Genomic DNA, 18,718 nt, shown 5'->3' with positions numbered 1-18,718 from the left:
ATCTGTCTTGGCAACTCCGGTTCATTTTGAAAGTTTCATCTTGATACTCAGGAATTGCAGCAATGACGTATCCTCAAAAACAAACAGCGCGGAGTAAACATGCAGCATATTGAAGAAGTGAGAAACATTCTATCTGACGTATTGAGCCTTGGTGAAAGAAGAAACGCGCTCAATGAAGATTCCCCCTTGCTTGGAGCCATTCCTGAACTGGATTCAATGGCTGTCGTCAATGTAATCACTGCTCTCGAGGAGCACTTCGACATTACGGTTGACGATGATGAGATCAGTGCAAAAACCTTTGAAACTGTCGGCAGTCTGGTGCAATTCGTCGAGCAGAAACTGGCAGAATGAAAACGGATCCGGGTTCGGTTCATGCAGAGCCTTTCTTTTTGCAAACTGACTTGGGACAACGTTTCTGTCTTTTTCATCGGCCTCCTCCGGATAGGGAATGCCAAGGAGCCATCCTATATGTACATCCTTTTGGCGACGAGATGAACAAAACGCGGCGAATGGTTGCGGTCCAGGCAAGAGCTTTCGCCGCAATTGGATGGGGTGTGCTGCAAATGGATCTTTTTGGTTGTGGCGATAGTAGTGGCGAGTTTCGTGATGCCCGCTGGGACATCTGGAAGCAGGATCTGGCCTACGCCCGACGCTGGCTTGAAAGTCGTCTTACCGTTCCGATAAGCTTGTGGGGCCTGCGTCTGGGCGCGCTGTTGGCTCTTGACTTCGCACAAGATGAAGCAAATGCCGTTGACCGCATCATTTTATGGCAACCCGTTATCAGCGGAGAAACTTTCCTGAGCCAGTTCTTGCGATTGCGAATGGCAGGTGAATTGTTCTCCACAGTCTCTGAGGAAAAATCGACAGGAACGGCTATGTTGCGCAAGCAAATGGAAAGGGGCGAAATACTGGAAATAGCGGGATACGAACTCGCACCTCGACTCGCAAATGCAATCGATGGCTTGAAAGCGGCTGAATTGGCAGTCGGAAAAAGCACCGTCCACTGGTTCGAGACCATCCCTGAACCGGGGCGTTCCATGACTCCAGGCGGGGCAAAGATAACCGAGAAGTGGAAGCAGAAGGGTGTCGAGCTCCACATCCATCTCATACCGTGCCAGCCGTTCTGGGCGACCCAGGAAATCTCGGAATGTGCGGAACTGATATCGGCAACGACGAGCGTTTTTGCACTGGCAGCATGATGAATTACGAGGAACGTCCCATTGTTTTTTGCTGTGGGAGCGATTGCCTTTACGGTATTTTAACCTTGCCTGAACACGCTGCTTCAAGAGGTGTTCTTATTCTCGTTGGAGGCCCTCAATATCGCGTAGGAAGCCATCGCCAGTTTACCCTCCTTGCCCGCCAGTTGGCAGCGAATGGCATACCGGTCTTCCGCTTTGATTTCCGCGGCATGGGTGATAGTGAGGGAGACGCAAGGACTTTTGAAAACGTGAAAGATGATGTGCGCTCTGGAATAGATCGTCTCTTCGCAGAAATCCCTTCCCTGAGCGAACTGGTAATTCTGGGTCTATGCGATGCCGCATCGGCTGCATTGTTTTATGCTTATCAGGACCGGCGAGTGACCGGACTGGTCCTGCTGAATCCGTGGGTAAGAACGGAGGAAGGCTCTGCCAGAACGTATTTGAAGCACTATTACATTTCGCGCATTTTTGATCGCGAACTCTGGCGCAAAATATGGAGCGGAAATTTCAACTATGCCGCGTCTGTAAGATCACTTTTCGGCACTATCAGCACAGTCGTGACCGAAAGAAGGGAAATTGCACCTTCCGCTGCAAGGAATAAGTGCAAAAACGGATGTGACCCTGCCCCCTTGCCGGAACGGATGTTTCAAGGGCTTGAGCGTTTCCAGGGAAGGGTGCTCCTGATACTGTGCGGCAATGATCTGACAGCCCAGGAGTTCTCCGATCTGGTCAAAGGTTCACAAAAATGGAAAAAACTGCTGGCTTCTCCGCACTTTTCACGCTTCAGCTTGCCGGAAGCCAACCATACCTTTTCCCGGCGGGAATGGCGCGATCAGATAGCGCGCTGGACAAGAGAATGGCTTTATTCCTGGTAAAAACCGCTCTGAATTGCCATCTTGGCTGACCGATTTCGGAAAAACCACTTTCAAAGAACTCGCGTCGCTTGATTGAACTTGACAGCCGCTTCCTTCTATCTTGAGAATATTTAGAACCGTTTTAAGAGGCCTCAAGTTAAAACCAAACGAGTATTAAGGGAATCTCTCTTCTGTCAAGACAGACTCTTGACCAGATAGAGTCAGACAGAGCAAGGTAAGCTTGATTGCAAGGAACGCTAATGAAAGTCATACCCGGCATTGCGATACTGGTTATTTCATTAATCTCGATGGATCTTCATGCAACCTCTTCTCCTTATTGCGGAGAATTGATAAATGTCCATGATTATATAGAGGGGGATAAGCAGTTTCTGAAAATTGTTGAGCAGCATCACTTTACCTCAAACGTAGAAAGCTTACGTCATGGTAATAGCGGCACTCTGGGTGCAGAGCTGAGCTATACGCTCATGCTCTTCCCGAATCATCATCGGGCACTAGCGGCTTTGGGTAAACTCTCCTTGAGGGATAAGGTTTTAAAACCGACTGGCGCAAAATATTCCGTTGGGTGTTTTTTTGATCGCGCCATTCGATTCAAACCAAACGATGCCTTAGTAAGAATGGTATACGGCGATTATCTGCTGAAAGCTGGACAAACTGACAAGGCGACTGAGGAACTGGGGATAGCCATTGACCTTGAACCAGAAAATCCTACTATCAATTACAATCTTGGCCTGCTCTACTTGAAACAGAAAAATTACGAGCAGGCGAAAACGTATGCGAAGAAAGCGTATGAGCTTGGATTTCCGTTACCGGGCTTGAAGAATCAGTTGAAACAAGCGGGGAAATGGGATGAATAGCGCGGAAAGCGGAGACTAGCGCGAATCGAAGTTCCGACGAACGTTTAGACGCCAGTCGCCTCCCGCGTAGAGACAAAATGCGCGATGTACCAGCCCATTGCCTGTTTGAGTCCTTCATCGATGCGGTGGGACGGTTCAAAACCAAGTAATTTGGTCGCTTTCGTAATATCCGCCTGTGAATGCCGCACATCGCCCTTGCGAAAGTCGACGTACGCGGGCCGATGATTTTCCAGCTCCGGAAACTTCTCCAGTAACAGCTCACGCATCATGCCATACAGCTGATTCAGGCTGGTGCGCTCATTCACCGCCACATTGTAAATCTGGTTCACCGCTCCTGCGTTGTCACTGAGAGCGGCGAGAAGATTGGCTTGCACCACGTTGTCGATATAACAGAAATCCCGGCTGGTTTCGCCATCCCCATTGATATACAGTGTCTGGTTCCTGATCAGTGCCGAAACCCATTGGGGAATAACTGCGGCATAAGCACCATTGGGATCCTGTCTTGGACCGAATACGTTGAAATAGCGCAGCCCAATGGAGTCCAGTCCATAGCAGCGCGCGAACACTTCGGCATAGAGTTCGTTCACATACTTGGTGACAGCATAGGGCGAAAGAGGACGTCCAATTACCGCTTCCACTTTTGGCAAATCCGGGTGGTCGCCGTAGGTGGAACTGGAGGCAGCGTAGATGAAGCGCCTCACTTGCGCATCCCTTGATGCCACCAGCATGTTGAGGAATCCGGAAATATTGGCTTCGTTTGTTCGGATGGGATCTTGAATGGAACGCGGCACGGAACCCAGTGCTGCCTGGTGCAAAACGAAATCCACACCCCGGCATGCATCCGTGCAAGTTTCCAGGTGACAGATATCACCCTCTATAAAACTGAAATTACCCCAGGCCTTTTCCCCGACCAGGTCCCGTATCTGCTCGAGATTCCGCAGATAGCCAGTGGAAAAATTATCCAATCCGACTACTTTCTGATTACGCTTGAGCAAGGCCTCCAGCAGATTGGATCCGATGAAGCCCGCAACGCCCGTGACCAGCCAGCAGTATTGGTGGTCCTCCAAATGCCGCAGCCATTTTGGGTAAGCAGCCATACCAGGTGGACTATCCTTCACAGTCTCCACACGTTTAAGCCAGCCTCTCGCAGCGCGGCAGGATCGAACTGGGATTTCACATCGATGAAACACCCTTTGTCCGTGAGTTTGGTCTGAAACTGGGTCAAGGGCATCTCAGTGAACTGGCGATGGGCAACGGCAACAATCATTGCATCCGCGCGTGGAAGATTCTCCCATGATTCAAGTTCCACACCGTATTCGTGGCGAGCTTCTTCGGTACTGGCTACAGGATCGTGGACGTGAATCTCTATTCCATAGCTTTTGAGTTCACTGATCAGATCGGCAACTTTGGAATTCCTGAGATCAGGACAGTTTTCCTTAAAGGCCAAGCCGAGGACGTTTACGCGCGCACTCCGAACGTTGATATCGGCCTTGATGATATGCTTGATCGTTTGTTCCGCCACGAATTTGGCCATACTGTCATTAATACGCCGTCCCGCGAGGATGACCTGGGGGATATAACCGACCATTTCCGCCTTATGAGTAAGGTAGTAGGGATCGACGCCGATACAATGGCCTCCGACCAGACCCGGGCGAAAGGGTAAAAAATTCCATTTGGTGCCAGCCGCCTGCAGCACTTCCAGGGTATCAATGTCCAGCTTGTCGAAAATAATCGCCAGTTCATTCATCAACGCGATATTCAGGTCTCGTTGAGTATTTTCAATTACTTTGGCTGCTTCCGCCACCTTGATGCTGGACGCACGGTGCACACCGGCGGTAATTATGCTCTCATAAAGCACTGCAATTTTTTCCAGTGTATCCTCATCGTCTCCAGAGACGACCTTCAGAATTTTTGTAAGCGTGTGCTGCTTGTCGCCTGGATTGATTCGCTCTGGCGAGAAGCCGACATGAAAATCGTTTTTCCATTTCATGCCGGAATGTTTCTCAAGGACAGGAATACAGACTTCCTCGGTTGCTCCTGGGTAAACGGTGGATTCGTAAATAACGATTGCTCCCCGCTTCATATGTTTTCCCACGGTTTCGCTCGCACCTATGAGGGGGCGAAAATCGGGCTGATGAGCTGCGTCTACAGGTGTTGGAACGGCCACGACAATATAATCCGCCTGTGACAACTCAGCCGGGTCGGTAGTGACATGAAGCTGCTCTGCGGCTTTCAAGTCATCGGAGGAAACCTCACCGGTCGGATCGATAAATTGCTTGTAACTTGCTATCTTGCTGCTCGAAAGATCATAGCCAATGGTTTTCCTTTTTTTTCCGAATTCCATCGCCAAAGGTAATCCCACATAGCCTAGCCCAACCACTGCCACCACACTCATCAGTCACCTCCCGCTTTATACTTATAGACGTTATAACGGCACAAAACCAGATCATCTCCATCCAATATCATCAAGCCATATCACCTCGAATACCATTGTACTGAAGGTCAATTCCCGGACGGTTCACGGCAGCATATCATAGCGAGAAATGCCAAAGGAAAAAGGAAGAGGCTGGCTGTGAGCAGGATTTGTGCTTGCCCCAACACACTTTCAACCTGCCCTGCCCTCTGTCTGGCTTACAGCGCGAAACCTCCTAAAACCTCTTGAACCTCTTGATGCTTTCAAAATCACGCAAGCCAAGGAAACGATCACACCCTGGCTCACATATATAGAAGCCGGGCGAGCCATCAGCCCGCCCTGCCTCGACTCAATCAGGAACAAAGTTCATTGCACTGCTTTGGAACAAGTCCCGCGCAAAGTCTGGAGGCCTGTTGAGGTTCGCAACCAAGTAGTGCCTGATGACCCGGGATAAGCGGCGTTTGCGACGGATGATATTTTAGGCGTTTCTATGCCGTCCTACACTATCGTCCAGCTCAACCCCAGGTGCGGACGCCACGCTCCGCCGCGTATTCGCGACGGCTTCCTCCCATATCCGCCGTAGTGCATCCCACATGCCTGCACGAACTGTGGTCAGATAAAGAGTATTATCGCTCAACCCGTTTACAAGACGCCGCTGAGCTTCAGCCAGATTATGGTAGGGCATGCTCATGAAGAGATGGTGTGTTGCGTGATAGCGCAAACCAACCGGAGCCCACAGGCCAGTGAGGAGGTTCCCTGGCACATTGATGGAATCGAGATATTGTTCGGCAAATTCCATCGGATGGTCGGCGGAATTACGATACGCGTGTGCGGTCAATGTACGCAAGGAGTTTATAAAAAAGATGAACATCGCGATGACGTACCAGAAGACCAGGAAGTAAGAGGTCAGAATACCCAGTGCAATACAGGTAACCACCGCGGTGATGAATACAAAAGCGCCAAACTCCTGAATTCTCCAATGCCTGTCGTTGCGGAGCGCATTCGGTGCGCGCTTATAGTTCATGTCTATGGTGAGTGAGGAGGCGCGCTCCCATAAAATCCGGCGCAGCGGCGGAATGAAATACGACAACGGTGTGAGAAGCAGGAAACGAACGATGAAGAAAAGCGGCAGGATGAAGGATAGCAGCACATACCCCACCATGACCATCGGTTTCAAGGTTGCAAAAGGGATATATTCGCCATCTCCGGCAGTGCCGTACACATCCCTCCTGTGGTGATCGTTGTGCACGCCATCATAGGTAAAGGAAGGAATCAGCAGAGGTATGCCACACGTCACATTCCAGATAAAGCGAAACAACCCGAAGGTGCCCTTTCTGAGGTGGGCCAGCTCATGTACAAAGATAGCGGCGCGATAAAAAGCAAACGTGGCAACCGGCATGCCCAACAACTGCCAGAATGAAAAGAGCGGCATGGACAGGATGATCAGGAAGGCTGTCCAGCCAAGCGAGATATGGAAGAGAAAATCCAACCAGTAGATCCAGGGGTTGGGCCTCATGAGATCGCGGACAAGGTTGTGCGCCTCCCGCAACGGAAATTCCTGTCCTGACTGTATCTGCATCATCACCGGATACTCACTGTTCTTTGTCTGGTACCGACTCGATCTGACGTGCTATCTGCTCTCTTTCCACGTCCCGCCATTATTTCACGAACCTGGAACACGGCACGACTTCATTCGAACACCTCGGCATGCACCAGTCTCGCCGCCTTTTCATCTTTGCTGGAAACAATGGGGCTTGCACCTGCCTCGATGGGCCATTCGATGGCAATTCCCGAGTCGTTCCACAGAATACTGCGATCAAAATCAGGAAAATAGTACTCGGTGGTTTTATATAAGAAATCTGCAATGTCACTGAGGACATAGAACCCATGCGCAAATCCGGGCGGCAACCACAACTGGCGGTAATTGTCTTCAGTCAATTCGATCCCGACCCAATGCCCAAAAGTAGGGGATGATCTGCGAATGTCTACCGCTACGTCGAATACTGCTCCCCGCACGACACGTACCAGCTTTCCCTGCGGCCGACGAAGCTGATAGTGCAGCCCACGCAGCACACCCTTGACAGAGCGGCTATGATTATCCTGTACAAACCGCACGTCAAGTCCGATCGCCTGCCGGAAATTTTCCTGATTGAAGCTCTCGAAGAAAAATCCGCGACTATCTCCGAATACTTTGGGCTCGATTATCAGGACCTCCGGGATAGAGGTGGCGATAACCTTCATGTAACCACCCGTTCCTCTAACAAGCGTTTCAAGTACTGGCCGTAACCATTCTTGGCCAGAGGTTGCGCCAGCTTCTCAAGTTGCTCACTGCTGATGAAACCCTGGCGAAAGGCGATCTCTTCCGGGCAGGCCACTTTGAGCCCCTGGCGATGCTCGATGGTTTCAATGAAGTTGCTCGCTTCTATCAGGCTTTCATGCGTGCCGGTATCCAGCCAGGCATAGCCACGCCCCATGATTTCCACATTGAGCTGATTGTGCTTGAGATAAGTGCGATTGACATCGGTGATTTCCAGCTCGCCGCGTGCGGAAGGCTTGAGGTCACTAGCAATATCCACCACCTGATTATCGTAGAAATACAGGCCGGTCACCGCGTAGTTGCTTTTGGGTTGAGCGGGTTTTTCTTCCAGCGAAGAAACCCGGTGATTCGCATCAAAGGCGACGACCCCGTAGCGCTGCGGATCCTGTACGTGATAGGCAAAGACTGTCGCACCTTCCTGTCTTTCCATGGCATGCTGTAATTGCAGATGCAGATCGTGACCATAGAAAATGTTATCACCCAGCACAAGCGCGCTCGAATTCCTTCCAATGAAATCCCTGCCAATGATAAAAGCATGAGCGAGCCCATCCGGGCTGTTTTGCACCGCATATTGCAGATTCAAACCCCAGCCGCCCCCATCGCCCAGAAGCTGCTCGAAACGTGGCGTATCCTGAGGAGTGGAAATAATGAGAATGTCGCGAATACCCGCGAGCATCAATGTGCTGAGCGGATAGTAGATCATGGGCTTGTCGTAAATAGGCAGCAGTTGTTTGGAGACTGCTTTTGTCACCGGATAGAGCCGTGTGCCGGAGCCCCCGGCAAGAATGATGCCTTTACGCTGAATCATAGTGGTTTCTCGAGAATTTCGGTGACCATGCGCGCAACCCCTGTCTCCCACGACGGCAAGCTTAAATCGAATGTGCTTTGCAGTTTTCCGGTATCGAGGCGCGAGTTTTTTGGCCGCCGAGCGGCGGATGGAAATTCATTGCTTGCTACCGGGAAAACATTTTCCGGCGCGACCGTGAGCTTGACTCCTCTCTGCCGCGCAAAGTTCAATACAAAATTCGCATAACCGTACCAGGATGTTTCACCCGCGGCAGCCAGATGATAAAGCCCTGAGATATTCTGCCGCTGCCTGCTTATCCGTATGACGTGAGCAGTGATGTCAGCCAGAAGCTCCGCACCGGTAGGAGCACCGACCTGGTCATCGATAACATTGAGACTATCGCGTTGCTGGGCCAAGCGCAGCATGGTTTTTGCGAAATTACTGCCACGCACTGCAAAAACCCAACTCGTGCGAAAGATGAGATGATTGCAATCCGAGGTCAGAATCGCTTGTTCGCCTTCCAGCTTGGTTATGCCGTACATATTTAAAGGGGCAGGGGGGTCGGTTTCCACCCGAGGCACACTTCCACTCCCGTCAAATACATAATCAGTAGAATAATGCACCAGCCAGGCACCCAGTTTGCCGGCCTCGCGGGCGAGTATAGCGGGAGCGAGGGCGTTGATGATACGGACACGCTCCGGCTCGCTTTCAGCCTTGTCCACCGCTGTATAGGCGGCCGCATTCACGATCACATCCGGCGCAACTGCCCGAACGGTATCCGCAATTCCATCTAAGCGCGTGAAGTCACCGCAGTATTCCTGGCTGCCAAAATCCACAGCCACTATCTCGCCCAGGGGGGCAAGGCTGCGCTGCAGTTCCCACCCAACCTGGCCGTCTTTTCCGAACAGCAGAATTTTCATCAAGCGCGCTCTTTGTAGTTCTTCTCCACCCAGTGTCGGTAAGCACCGGATTGAACATGGGTGACCCAAGCCGCGTTGTCGAGATACCATTGCACGGTTTTACTGATTCCTGTTTCAAAAGTTTCAGCAGGTCTCCAACCCAGTTCACGCTCGATTTTGCTCGCATCGATCGCATAGCGCCGGTCATGGCCTGGACGATCCGTCACATATTTGATCAGATTGCGATAGGACTGGCCCGCCTGGGGGCGAAACGTGTCCAACAGGCTACAGATTGTTTCCACAATTTCGATGTTGGGTTTTTCATTCCAGCCGCCGATATTATAAATCTGTCCCGGAATGCCGTCCTCCAGCACGCGGCGAATGGCGCTGCAATGATCTTTTACGTAGAGCCAGTCACGGATTTGCTGGCCATCGCCGTAGACCGGCAATGACTTTCCCGCCAATGCATTGACGATCATGAGCGGAATGAGCTTTTCGGGAAATTGATATGGGCCGTAATTGTTGGAGCAGTTTGTGGTGAGAACAGGCAATCCGTAAGTGTGGTGATAGGCGCGCACCAAATGATCGCTCGCTGCCTTGCTTGCCGAGTAAGGGCTGTTAGGTTCGTAACGATGCGTCTCGGTAAAAGGCATTTCGTCTTTTGCCAGCGAGCCATAAACCTCATCGGTTGAGACGTGCAGAAAACGAAACTGCTGCTTTTCATTTCCCTTCAGTTTGCTCCAGTAATCGCGAGATGCTTCCAGAAGGCGAAAGGTACCCACGATGTTGGTCTGTATGAAGTCCTCCGGACCATGTATGGAACGATCGACGTGGCTCTCTGCGGCAAAATTAAGGATGGCGCGCGGCCGATAGTCCTTTAGCAGATGAATCAGGAGGTCGGAATCACCAATATCGCCTTGTACAAAAACATGCCGCTTGTCACCCTCCAACGTTTTCAGGTTCTCCAGGTTGCCAGCATAAGTGAGCACGTCGAGGTTGATGACCGCCTCGTCAGATTGCTCCAACCAATCCAATACGAAATTCCCCCCGATAAATCCGGCGCCTCCTGTTACCAGAATCATTTGCTCTTCCTTGAACTCGTTACATTATGCTGTTTAATACACCCTTACCGCTCAGGAATCTTTACGATAAATCCTGATGATGGACAAAATGGAAAAAACGCAGAATACGTGGTTAAAACTCTTCGCCTTGCCGCAAATAACGCCACTTTCCCAAGGGAAGCTCGCCCAGCCTTACCTTGCCGATGCGAACGCGCTTCAGCCCTGTGACCTTCAAACCCACCAGTTCGCACATTCTACGAATCTGCCGCTTCCTGCCTTCCTTTAAAATGAACCTTAACTGGTCCTTATTTTGCTGGACCACGGCAGCACGTTTCAGGGCCTGTCCATCCAGACTCAGACCGTAACTTAACAGATCCAGAGTGCGCTGGGACAACGCTCCTTCCACACGTACAAGATACTCCTTTTCAATCTCGGATTCGGCACCGATCAATTTCCTTGCGATGCGACCATCCTGGGTAAACACAAGCAATCCGCTTGAATCGATATCCAACCGACCTGCCGGCGCCATGCCTTTCAAATTCGGTGGGCTAAAACTGGAGGGTGTCTTGTTATCCTGAAACTGCGATTCTCTATTAATGAGGCTGATCGCGGGCTTGTATCCTCGCTCGGGTTGTCCTGAAACATACCCGACGGGCTTATGCAACAGTACGGTGATTTGATCACACTGCTGCGCTTGCGCCATGCGCGCAAGCTTTATTTCCTGCGTAGGAAAAACCTTGATGCCTAATTGACTGATGCGCTCGCCATCCACAAATACCCAGCCGCGTTCGATATAGTCATCCGCTTCCCGGCGCGAACACAACCCCTTCTGGGACATGAGCTTGGATAACCGGATTTTTTCCATTGCTTCCTGCTGCTGAACGAAAAAGATTCACGAAACATAACGACACATCGTTCAAGAACTGCACATTATAGTTTGAACGTCCGCACTGTTTCAGCTAAAATTGCGCCTTGCAGGCGCGTAGCTCAGCTGGTTAGAGCACCACCTTGACATGGTGGGGGTCGTTGGTTCGAGTCCAATCGCGCCTACCAATATCCCGGCTCTTGGCTCTTTCCCATTAACGGGGGATGGGCATTCATCAGACACGGTTGATCACACCGTTGAGCCAATATCCCTTACATCCATTATCCTGTTTCCTCCAATAAACAGGATAGCGCGCTTGGTCTTTCTCTTGCTTTTTGCTGCGCGCTCCCCTGCCATACTTTCTCTCTGCCGCGTCCGATCATTTAAACCATCGAAAGAAGTTTCGATTACACGCGGGTTAGAGCAAAACGCCCAAGACCAGGAAAGCGTTTAAAGCATTCCTTTGAGGGAAGAAAGACTCCTTACTCAAAAAGGGGAAGCAGACAGACCACCGGAATGAAAAGAACATCCCAGCCAGGAAACGAGAACGGCCCCCGAAGGGGCCGCGTCAAACAAAGAGCAAAGGACTGCGAATCTTCGCTTATGAGGTTTTGCGCATTCCCCGGCGACGAACGACGGCGCCCATGAGCCCCAAACCAGCCAGAAGCATCGCATATGTTTCGGGTTCAGGTATCGCTGCAGCAATTGCGCCACTATATATACCGCCCTCGCTGCCGACTGCTACACCGGTAATATTAAGATAGTGCAAGCCGGAAATGGGAGTGTCCCAGTTCAGGGTCAGGCTATCTTGACTGTTGCCGGGTGAGGGAAGCACAACGGACTGCAGAATGCTATCGTCGCCATTACCAACTACCCCATCGGCGCCCGCTGAAACAAGCGACATGGTGGCAAGCGCTGTATCAAAGCTAAATCCGCCAAAGCTGAGCGGAAGGTTTACTACCGTTGCCCCACCGCCAAGATTGGGCTCCGAGGGTGTAAACGTGAAGATATCGCTAAAACCCGTATTGGTGGGTCCTACCACCCCCGAGAAAGTCGTGGGAGCAGAGGTGGATAGCGTGCCGAGATCCGTCAGCGTGTCCGCTTGGGCACCCATACTCGCTCCCGCGAGAACCGCAACTGCAATAGCGTGTTTCACTGGAAATTTAGTCATCTTATACCTCCTAATCGTCATGTACATGGAAGTAGCCAACCGTCCTGCATAACTCTTCATATATCAAAGAGTGGCTGACAATTTTTTTGTTGGTGATACCTATTGCACCGAGGTACGAAATAAATTCGCGAGCCTCGATAATGGAAGATTACACTCCATGAGAAAATGATCAATAGACCGATAGGACTAGCTAGGGAATTAATCCAATCTTCAGCTTTCCTTTCTTCCATAAACATCCTCGAATCGCACGATGTCGTCTTCTCCCAAATATGAACCGGACTGAACCTCTATCATCTCCAATGGAACGCAGCCAGGGTTCTGCAAACGATGACGCGTGCCTAGTGGGATGAAAGTAGACTCATTTTCCGACACAAGATAGGTCGTATCGCCCCGGGTTACCTGTGCAGTTCCATGTACGACGATCCAATGCTCGGCACGATGATGGTGCATCTGAAGCGACAACGAAGCGCCTGGCTTGACAACGATCCGCTTTACCTGGAAACGCTCACCCGAATCGACTCCGTCATACCAGCCCCAGGGACGGAATACCTTTCGGTGCAGTTCGCTCTCCGGTCGGCCTCCGCGTTTGAGGTCGTCCACGATTTTCTTTACATTCTGGGTTTTGTTCATGTGAGCCACGAGAATGGCATCAGGGGTTTCAATCACCACCATGTCCTCAATCCCCACGCAGGCCACAAGCCGATGCTCGGACAAGGCCAATACGTTGCGGCAGTCATTCAACAGCACATCGCCTTGAGACACGTTGCCTTGATGATCCTTGGGCAGAACCTGCCACAAGGAATCCCAGGATCCCACATCGGACCATCCAGCGGAGAGCGGAATGAATACTCCGGCTGGCAACGAGTCGTCGTGAGCAAGGCGCTCCATTACGGCATAATCAATCGAATCGCTCGGACAGCGCAGAAACTCTTCCTTATTGACACGTAAAAAATCGCCATCGACTACCCCCTTCTCCCAGGCTGCACGACAAGCAGTTGAAATATCGGGACGACAAGCGCCTATGACGGCAAGCCATACCGAAGCCGTCATCATGAACAGCCCGCTGTTCCAGAAATAGGAGCCACTCTCGAGATATGTTTGCGCGGTGACACGATCGGGTTTTTCAACAAAGCGCGCTATCCGGCTTGCTCCACCCTCTCCCAGTGGCTCGCCGGCTTCAATATAGCCATAGCCTGTTTCCGGCGAATCCGGCGTGATCCCAAATGTTACCACTGCACCCTCCGCCGCCAGCGTCAGGCCTGCACGAATGGCCATTTGAAAACGGGGCACATCAACGATCACATGATCTGCCGGCATCACCAGCAGAACCGGATCGCTTCCATCCCGCATTGCTGCAAGTGCAGCCAGTGTAAGTGCGGGAGCAGTATTACGTCCCACCGGTTCGAGCAGAATATTCCCTTTTGTTCCCATGAGCCGCAGTTGCTCGGCGATGACAAAGCGGTACTCCTCGTTGCAAATGACGAGAGGCGCTCCAAGCTCGACATCGGTGAGTCCTTCCATGCGGCGGAGGGTGGCTTGCAACAGCGAGTCTTCACCGATAAAAGACAAGAGCTGTTTCGGATATTTCTGGCGTGAAAGGGGCCACAGGCGGGTTCCGGATCCGCCGGAGAGGACAATGGGAACCAATGGTTGCATAAAGTTTTTACGAAAAAAGAAGCGTCGCTACTCGAGTGGATTTACCGGGGACCCTGGCAGCAAAGAGCTGATAGCGGCAAAGAAATTCGAACGCACTCCACTTTAGTCCAAATGTGAATTCTCGACCCCATATCCCTCGGGATTCTGGTTCTGCCAGCGCCATGTGTCAACGCACATTTCTTCGAGGCCCCGCTTTGCCCGCCAACCGAGGAGATCGGATGCGAGCGCGGGCTCCGCATAGCATGAGGCAATATCACCCGGACGGCGGGAAGCAATTCTGTATGATACCTTTTGGCCACTCGCCTTTTCAAAAGCCCTTATCATTTCCAGCACACTGTAGCCCGTCCCGGTTCCGAGGTTTACCGTCAGGCATCCTCCTTGCCTGTTAACGGCGTCTGCATTGCGCACTTCCGGATTCTCCAGGGCTTCGAGGGCTTTGAGATGGCCTAATGCCAAATCCACGACATGAATGTAGTCGCGTACGCCCGTTCCATCCGGCGTCGGATAGTCGTTGCCCCACACGTTCAGATACTCGCGACGGCCGATGGCAACCTGGGCCACAAAGGGCATGAGATTGTCAGGAGTTCCTCTGGGGTCTTCACCGATCAGACCACTCGAATGTGCTCCAACAGGATTGAAATACCTGAGGATGGCGCAGTGCCAGGAAGAATCACTGCGATATACGTCGCGTAGAATTTCTTCGATCATCAGTTTGCTTCGCCCGTAGGGATTCGTGGCAGAGAGAGGATGGTCTTCGGTTAACGGTAGCCGCCTTGGCTCACCGTAAACAGTAGCAGAAGAACTGAACACCAGAGTTTTCACTCCGCACTCTGACATCGCCTCCAACAAACGAAGGGTACCGACAACGTTATTATCGTAGTAAGCCAGCGGTTGCTGCACTGACTCTCCCACGGCTTTAAGACCGGCGAAGTGGATGACAGCGCTTGCTTGACTCTCTTGGAGAGCCTTGGTCACGGAGGAGCGGTCACGGCAGTCGCCTTGCACAACGTGCAGCTTCTTTCCGGTGATATGCTCAACTCGTCTTAATGCTTCCGGATGGCTATTACAAAAATTGTCGAATACAGTGACATCAAGACCTGCGTTCAGTAATTCCAGGCAGGTGTGTGAACCTATATAGCCTGCGCCGCCGGTAACAAGGATCATAAGTGTCCTGCTTCATTGCAAAAATAAAAATTATAATGGCTCGGCGCCTTCGCAATAATCACGCGCCGACGGGAGAGCGTAAACGATTTATCGTAATCCGGTTTTCCGCGATTTCCTCCTCCCTCGACTCCTTTCAATAATACTTGAGGGATACGATGCTCCACGTCTCAAGCAATTCCATTCAAAACAGTCAAAGGGAGAGACCAGTAGTCACATCTTATCGCGAATGATCTTGCTCTGGGCTGACGGCACCGCGAGTAATCGTTATTAGCCGTGCTGACCCACAGCGTATCCTGTTTACGCCTGATTTACTTCCCTCACCAGTACATCCACTATCCGTTCAGCCGCTTTTCCATCCCATAGATGGGGCCGCTGGCTGCGCTTGCCTGCTCCGTGCAATATCTTTCTTACCTCGCTAACGATGCGCACCGGGTCGGTACCAGCCAACACATTGGATCCCTCTTCCACAGTGATGGGACGTTCGGTATTATCGCGAAGAGTAACGCAAGGCACCCCGAGAGCCGTGGTTTCTTCCTGTAATCCTCCGCTGTCAGTCAGCACCACCGCGGCATCTTTCCATAGATTAAGAAAAGGCATGTATGCCTGCGGTCCTAGCAGTGTGATGTCCGGCCCCAGCTCAATGCCAAACTTTTCAAGATTACCCCGCGTCCGAGGATGAACCGGAAAAATCAAGGGCAATTCCATGGCAATCTCCCGCAGCGCACCACACAGGCGGGTTATCATCTCGACGTTATCCACGTTGCTCGGCCGGTGGAGAGTCACGACTCCATAACGACTTCCGTTGATCGCAAGCTTCGTCTTAAAGGGGCTTGTTTCAAGACTTGAAATATCGTGGTCCTCCAGCTTTTCGAGCTGGTACAGTAAATTATCGATCATCACGTGGCCAACGTAATGAATTGCGGAATCCGGCTTTCCTTCCCGCTTCAAGTGATCTATTCCACTGGGCTCAGTCACGAAAAACCAGTCGGAAATGCTATCGGTAACGATACGGTTGACTTCCTCCGGCATCGTGATATCGCCACTCCTTAAGCCGGCCTCCACGTGAGCCACGGGTATATGCAACTTTTTGGCTACAATGGAACATGCCAATGTCGAGTTCACATCACCTACCACCAGCACAGCATCCGGGGGATCGGCCTCACAAAACTCTTCAAACGCCATCATGATCCTTGCGGTCTGTTGCGCATGAGTTCCGCCACCCGCAGCCATGAAAACATCCGGCTGGGGGATGCCGAGTTCTTCAAAAAAAACGTCATTCATCTCTCTGTCGTAATGCTGACCAGTATGAATGATTTTAAATTCCAAACACTTGCGAGTCTGCAAAGCGCGCACAACCGGCGCAATTTTCATGAAATTGGGACGAGCTCCGGCAACAAGATAAATTTTTTTCATGCTGGCATAGGATTTGTTAGCAAGATCGTTCGACGCTTATACGTGAAGAAACCGATGGTTGCCATACCGGCCAGCATCATCAAATAAATATTCGGCTCAGGCACGAGGGACACTGACATAGACTGAAACATTTCCTTTCCATCCCCGGTGACGACATCATGAAGGGTTTCATTATGCTTATAGATCAGGTTCTCCCCTGGCCGGACCGTCCGGTGAGCAATGGCATCCCCTATCATGTCGTTTAAGTCCTGTTCCACGCTCCAGCGCAGAAGTGGATTCAGAGAAATGTTTGATTCAAGCATGAGGGACATTAACATAGACCGAAACATTTCTTTTTCGTCCCTGATGATCACTCCAGAGAAATATGTGGAAATAGGGTCGGGACTCGGTGACCAATCATAGAGCCCGCTCTTGAACCATACGCCCCGTTCGTCATTGAAAGTGTTGATATGATTTTTCTCTTGGAAAAGCAGTGCCCCATCTTTCCAGAATTCGAGAAAACCTGTATCGTTCGCAGCCCACTTTACGTGCAAGTCTAAAAACGTCCAACGTCCAGGATGAAGATCCCAAGAGGCCAATTCCCGGCGTTCATAATCAACCCCAACGATTGGGCGAGTACCTGCTGGCGAGGTAATCTTGTCGTAATCGAATACATTTATGAGCTTTATCCTCTCACCCTGAACCAGCACTGCAAGAGTAGGATTCCGACTATTGCTCTCCATAATATCCGGGGTATTATGGATCTGCGCTATAACGACATCATTTTTCGCTGTGGTAAACGTTTTTGGAAGATAGTAGCCCCAGGAGTACCACCGTTCGGAGCCAATGGGATCATGGAAGGTGCTCAATTCTGAGCGATAACCTCCATATATAGGCAGATCGCCATGAACATGAGTTGCGCGCATCACCAACTGACCAGAACCCGCTGGATCACGGACCCTGTCCAGCCGAGATGAAATACCGTTCGGAGCCAAAGCACCACCGAAACGCGTTCCATTGGCTTCGAGCGCCCGATAACCGGAAAAATCCCCTTTACTTAATCTTCCATCGAAAACTATATCAGCATAGGCGAAACTAAAAGGAAACGTTAAAGCAAAACATAAAACAAACGTTGTAACCCTGACCATCCCTGCTCCAAAAAAAAATACTAATTGATACGCCAGAATTCCTCTACCAAGGATTTTGTATTCCGGATATTTGTCTTGCTCGAAGCCCCGAAAACGATGGCCTGTATGTTTGGCTGCTGACAGATCCACTCGATTGCCTCCCTGGGTGGAACCGCGCCCGACGCGAACACCGACATTGCAATGGCCCGGAACTTCTTCTCATCCAGCGCCCGCTCATAAGCCTCGAAACCGCCACACATGCGAAACCCGATCTTGTTGATGTTGGAACACACGATCGGATTCTCGATACCCACCTCCTCGAGCGCATCCAGCAACTTCGGCATGTTCATCGTAATGAAGCCAGGTTCGGCGTTATAGCGAGACTTGATATGATCGGCAAAAATACGAAAAGCTGCTTTGAAGTCGAGACCCAGCAGCAGATCGACTACAACGTTCTGAAGGAAGATCACGGGGGTATTCAAACCCGTAAACATTTTCATTTCTGCATCCACCAATAAAGTGGTAATGCCTTCGATATCCTTTCTTGCCAGAGACATTCCCCCGCGTAGCGCAGCATTGACGATGCCTTCTTCCGGAAGGAAGCGCTTCAGTGCGCCTATCATCCCATCCTCAGTGACTGCATTCGCATATTTATGGGCGTAAGGCATGCACGGCAAAAACTGGAAGTCCTTGTAACGCTGCGGATTCGATCGCATGTGATCACAGACCATCGCGATGCGATCATGGGTAGTACACATGAAAGAAGTGACGCCTTCATCATATGCGTTATCCAGTACGTCGATGACTGCCGCCAGATCCTGAAAGCGCATCATCTGCGCACGCGCCTTCTCTTCCGACATATGGTTGACCCCAAAAAACTGATTGTCACCAAACAACAAACGGTCCATTTTATCTCTTCCCTGAAATGAGTGGCTGCG

The 18,718-nt window shown here is 51.1% G+C and carries 18 protein-coding genes and 1 tRNA gene; 5 read left to right on the top strand and 14 right to left on the bottom strand.

Features of this window, described 5'->3' with window-relative positions:
- Nucleotides 1-99 precede the first annotated feature (99 nt).
- The 4 genes from BMW46_RS03570 (at nt 100) to BMW46_RS03555 (ending at nt 2,928) form a co-directional block, all read left to right on the top strand.
- Nucleotides 100-351, top strand: coding sequence for an acyl carrier protein (locus tag BMW46_RS03570; protein ID WP_074704830.1), 252 nt, complete (start codon nt 100-102; stop codon nt 349-351).
- On the top strand, nt 348-1,199 hold the full coding sequence (locus BMW46_RS03565; protein ID WP_074704827.1) for a hydrolase 2, exosortase A system-associated: 852 nt from the start codon (nt 348-350) through the stop codon (nt 1,197-1,199). The genes BMW46_RS03570 and BMW46_RS03565 overlap by 4 nt, the downstream gene beginning before the upstream one ends.
- Nucleotides 1,148-2,074: a hydrolase 1, exosortase A system-associated gene (locus BMW46_RS03560; RefSeq protein ID WP_256376939.1), complete on the top strand. Its 927-nt coding sequence runs from the start codon at nt 1,148-1,150 to the stop codon at nt 2,072-2,074. Before BMW46_RS03565 ends, BMW46_RS03560 begins: the two co-directional genes overlap by 52 nt.
- Nucleotides 2,075-2,313: 239 nt before the next feature.
- The gene (locus BMW46_RS03555; RefSeq protein WP_074704822.1) at nt 2,314-2,928 is read left to right on the top strand and encodes a tetratricopeptide repeat protein; all 615 of its coding nucleotides are present in this window, start codon (nt 2,314-2,316) and stop codon (nt 2,926-2,928) included.
- Nucleotides 2,929-2,972: 44 nt separating this feature from the next.
- On the opposite strand, the gene BMW46_RS03550 is transcribed toward BMW46_RS03555, so the two are convergent.
- From BMW46_RS03550 to BMW46_RS03515, 8 genes are all read right to left on the bottom strand, one after another.
- Nucleotides 2,973-4,025 (bottom strand): SDR family oxidoreductase, encoded by a 1,053-nt coding sequence (locus BMW46_RS03550; protein ID WP_074704819.1) that lies wholly within the window; start codon nt 4,023-4,025, stop codon nt 2,973-2,975.
- A 17-nt stretch (nt 4,026-4,042) separates the two neighbouring features.
- On the bottom strand, nt 4,043-5,323 hold the full coding sequence (locus tag BMW46_RS03545; protein WP_074704817.1) for a nucleotide sugar dehydrogenase: 1,281 nt from the start codon (nt 5,321-5,323) through the stop codon (nt 4,043-4,045).
- 496 nt (nt 5,324-5,819) lie between these two features.
- Entirely contained in the window at nt 5,820-6,923 is a 1,104-nt protein-coding gene (locus BMW46_RS03540) for a fatty acid desaturase family protein (RefSeq protein WP_074704814.1), read from the bottom strand.
- A gap of 107 nt (nt 6,924-7,030) precedes the next feature.
- Nucleotides 7,031-7,582 carry a dTDP-4-dehydrorhamnose 3,5-epimerase gene (gene rfbC / locus BMW46_RS03535; RefSeq protein ID WP_074704811.1) on the bottom strand — a complete coding sequence of 184 codons (552 nt, stop codon included), beginning with the start codon at nt 7,580-7,582 and terminating at the stop codon, nt 7,031-7,033.
- Nucleotides 7,579-8,466: a glucose-1-phosphate thymidylyltransferase RfbA gene (gene rfbA, locus BMW46_RS03530; RefSeq protein WP_074704809.1), complete on the bottom strand. Its 888-nt coding sequence runs from the start codon at nt 8,464-8,466 to the stop codon at nt 7,579-7,581. Before rfbA ends, rfbC begins: the two co-directional genes overlap by 4 nt.
- Nucleotides 8,463-9,365: a dTDP-4-dehydrorhamnose reductase gene (gene rfbD / locus BMW46_RS03525; RefSeq protein WP_074704806.1), complete on the bottom strand. Its 903-nt coding sequence runs from the start codon at nt 9,363-9,365 to the stop codon at nt 8,463-8,465. The genes rfbA and rfbD overlap by 4 nt, the downstream gene beginning before the upstream one ends.
- Complete coding sequence (rfbB, locus tag BMW46_RS03520; RefSeq protein WP_074704804.1) at nt 9,365-10,426, bottom strand: dTDP-glucose 4,6-dehydratase; 1,062 nt, start codon at nt 10,424-10,426, stop codon at nt 9,365-9,367. The genes rfbD and rfbB overlap by 1 nt, the downstream gene beginning before the upstream one ends.
- 112 nt (nt 10,427-10,538) lie before the next feature.
- Complete coding sequence (locus tag BMW46_RS03515) at nt 10,539-11,270, bottom strand: pseudouridine synthase (RefSeq protein ID WP_074704801.1); 732 nt, start codon at nt 11,268-11,270, stop codon at nt 10,539-10,541.
- Between the two features lie 111 nt (nt 11,271-11,381).
- Between BMW46_RS03515 and BMW46_RS03510 the strand changes: the two genes are divergently transcribed.
- Nucleotides 11,382-11,458, top strand: a tRNA-Val gene (locus BMW46_RS03510).
- Between the two features lie 413 nt (nt 11,459-11,871).
- On the opposite strand, the gene BMW46_RS15300 is transcribed toward BMW46_RS03510, so the two are convergent.
- From BMW46_RS15300 to BMW46_RS03480, 6 genes are all read right to left on the bottom strand, one after another.
- Nucleotides 11,872-12,441, bottom strand: a complete 570-nt coding sequence (locus BMW46_RS15300) for an FxDxF family PEP-CTERM protein (protein WP_177171028.1) — start codon at nt 12,439-12,441, stop codon at nt 11,872-11,874.
- 210 nt (nt 12,442-12,651) lie between these two features.
- The gene (locus tag BMW46_RS03500; protein ID WP_074704799.1) at nt 12,652-14,097 is read right to left on the bottom strand and encodes a mannose-1-phosphate guanylyltransferase/mannose-6-phosphate isomerase; all 1,446 of its coding nucleotides are present in this window, start codon (nt 14,095-14,097) and stop codon (nt 12,652-12,654) included.
- A 102-nt stretch (nt 14,098-14,199) separates the two neighbouring features.
- Nucleotides 14,200-15,261, bottom strand: coding sequence for a UDP-glucose 4-epimerase GalE (galE, locus tag BMW46_RS03495; RefSeq protein ID WP_074704796.1), 1,062 nt, complete (start codon nt 15,259-15,261; stop codon nt 14,200-14,202).
- Between the two features lie 297 nt (nt 15,262-15,558).
- Nucleotides 15,559-16,674: a non-hydrolyzing UDP-N-acetylglucosamine 2-epimerase gene (gene wecB, locus BMW46_RS03490; protein ID WP_074704794.1), complete on the bottom strand. Its 1,116-nt coding sequence runs from the start codon at nt 16,672-16,674 to the stop codon at nt 15,559-15,561.
- Nucleotides 16,671-17,930, bottom strand: a complete 1,260-nt coding sequence (locus BMW46_RS03485) for a polysaccharide lyase family 20 protein (protein ID WP_256376938.1) — start codon at nt 17,928-17,930, stop codon at nt 16,671-16,673. Before BMW46_RS03485 ends, wecB begins: the two co-directional genes overlap by 4 nt.
- Complete coding sequence (locus tag BMW46_RS03480; RefSeq protein ID WP_074704788.1) at nt 17,822-18,688, bottom strand: hypothetical protein; 867 nt, start codon at nt 18,686-18,688, stop codon at nt 17,822-17,824. Before BMW46_RS03480 ends, BMW46_RS03485 begins: the two co-directional genes overlap by 109 nt.
- Nucleotides 18,689-18,718 lie beyond the last annotated feature (30 nt).

Origin of the sequence: Nitrosospira multiformis, assembly GCF_900111585.1 — a bacterium.
Classification (GTDB): domain Bacteria; phylum Pseudomonadota; class Gammaproteobacteria; order Burkholderiales; family Nitrosomonadaceae; genus Nitrosospira; species Nitrosospira multiformis_B.
The sequence above is the reverse complement of the archived record's forward strand: the minus strand, read 5'-3'. Positions and strand labels throughout refer to the sequence as shown.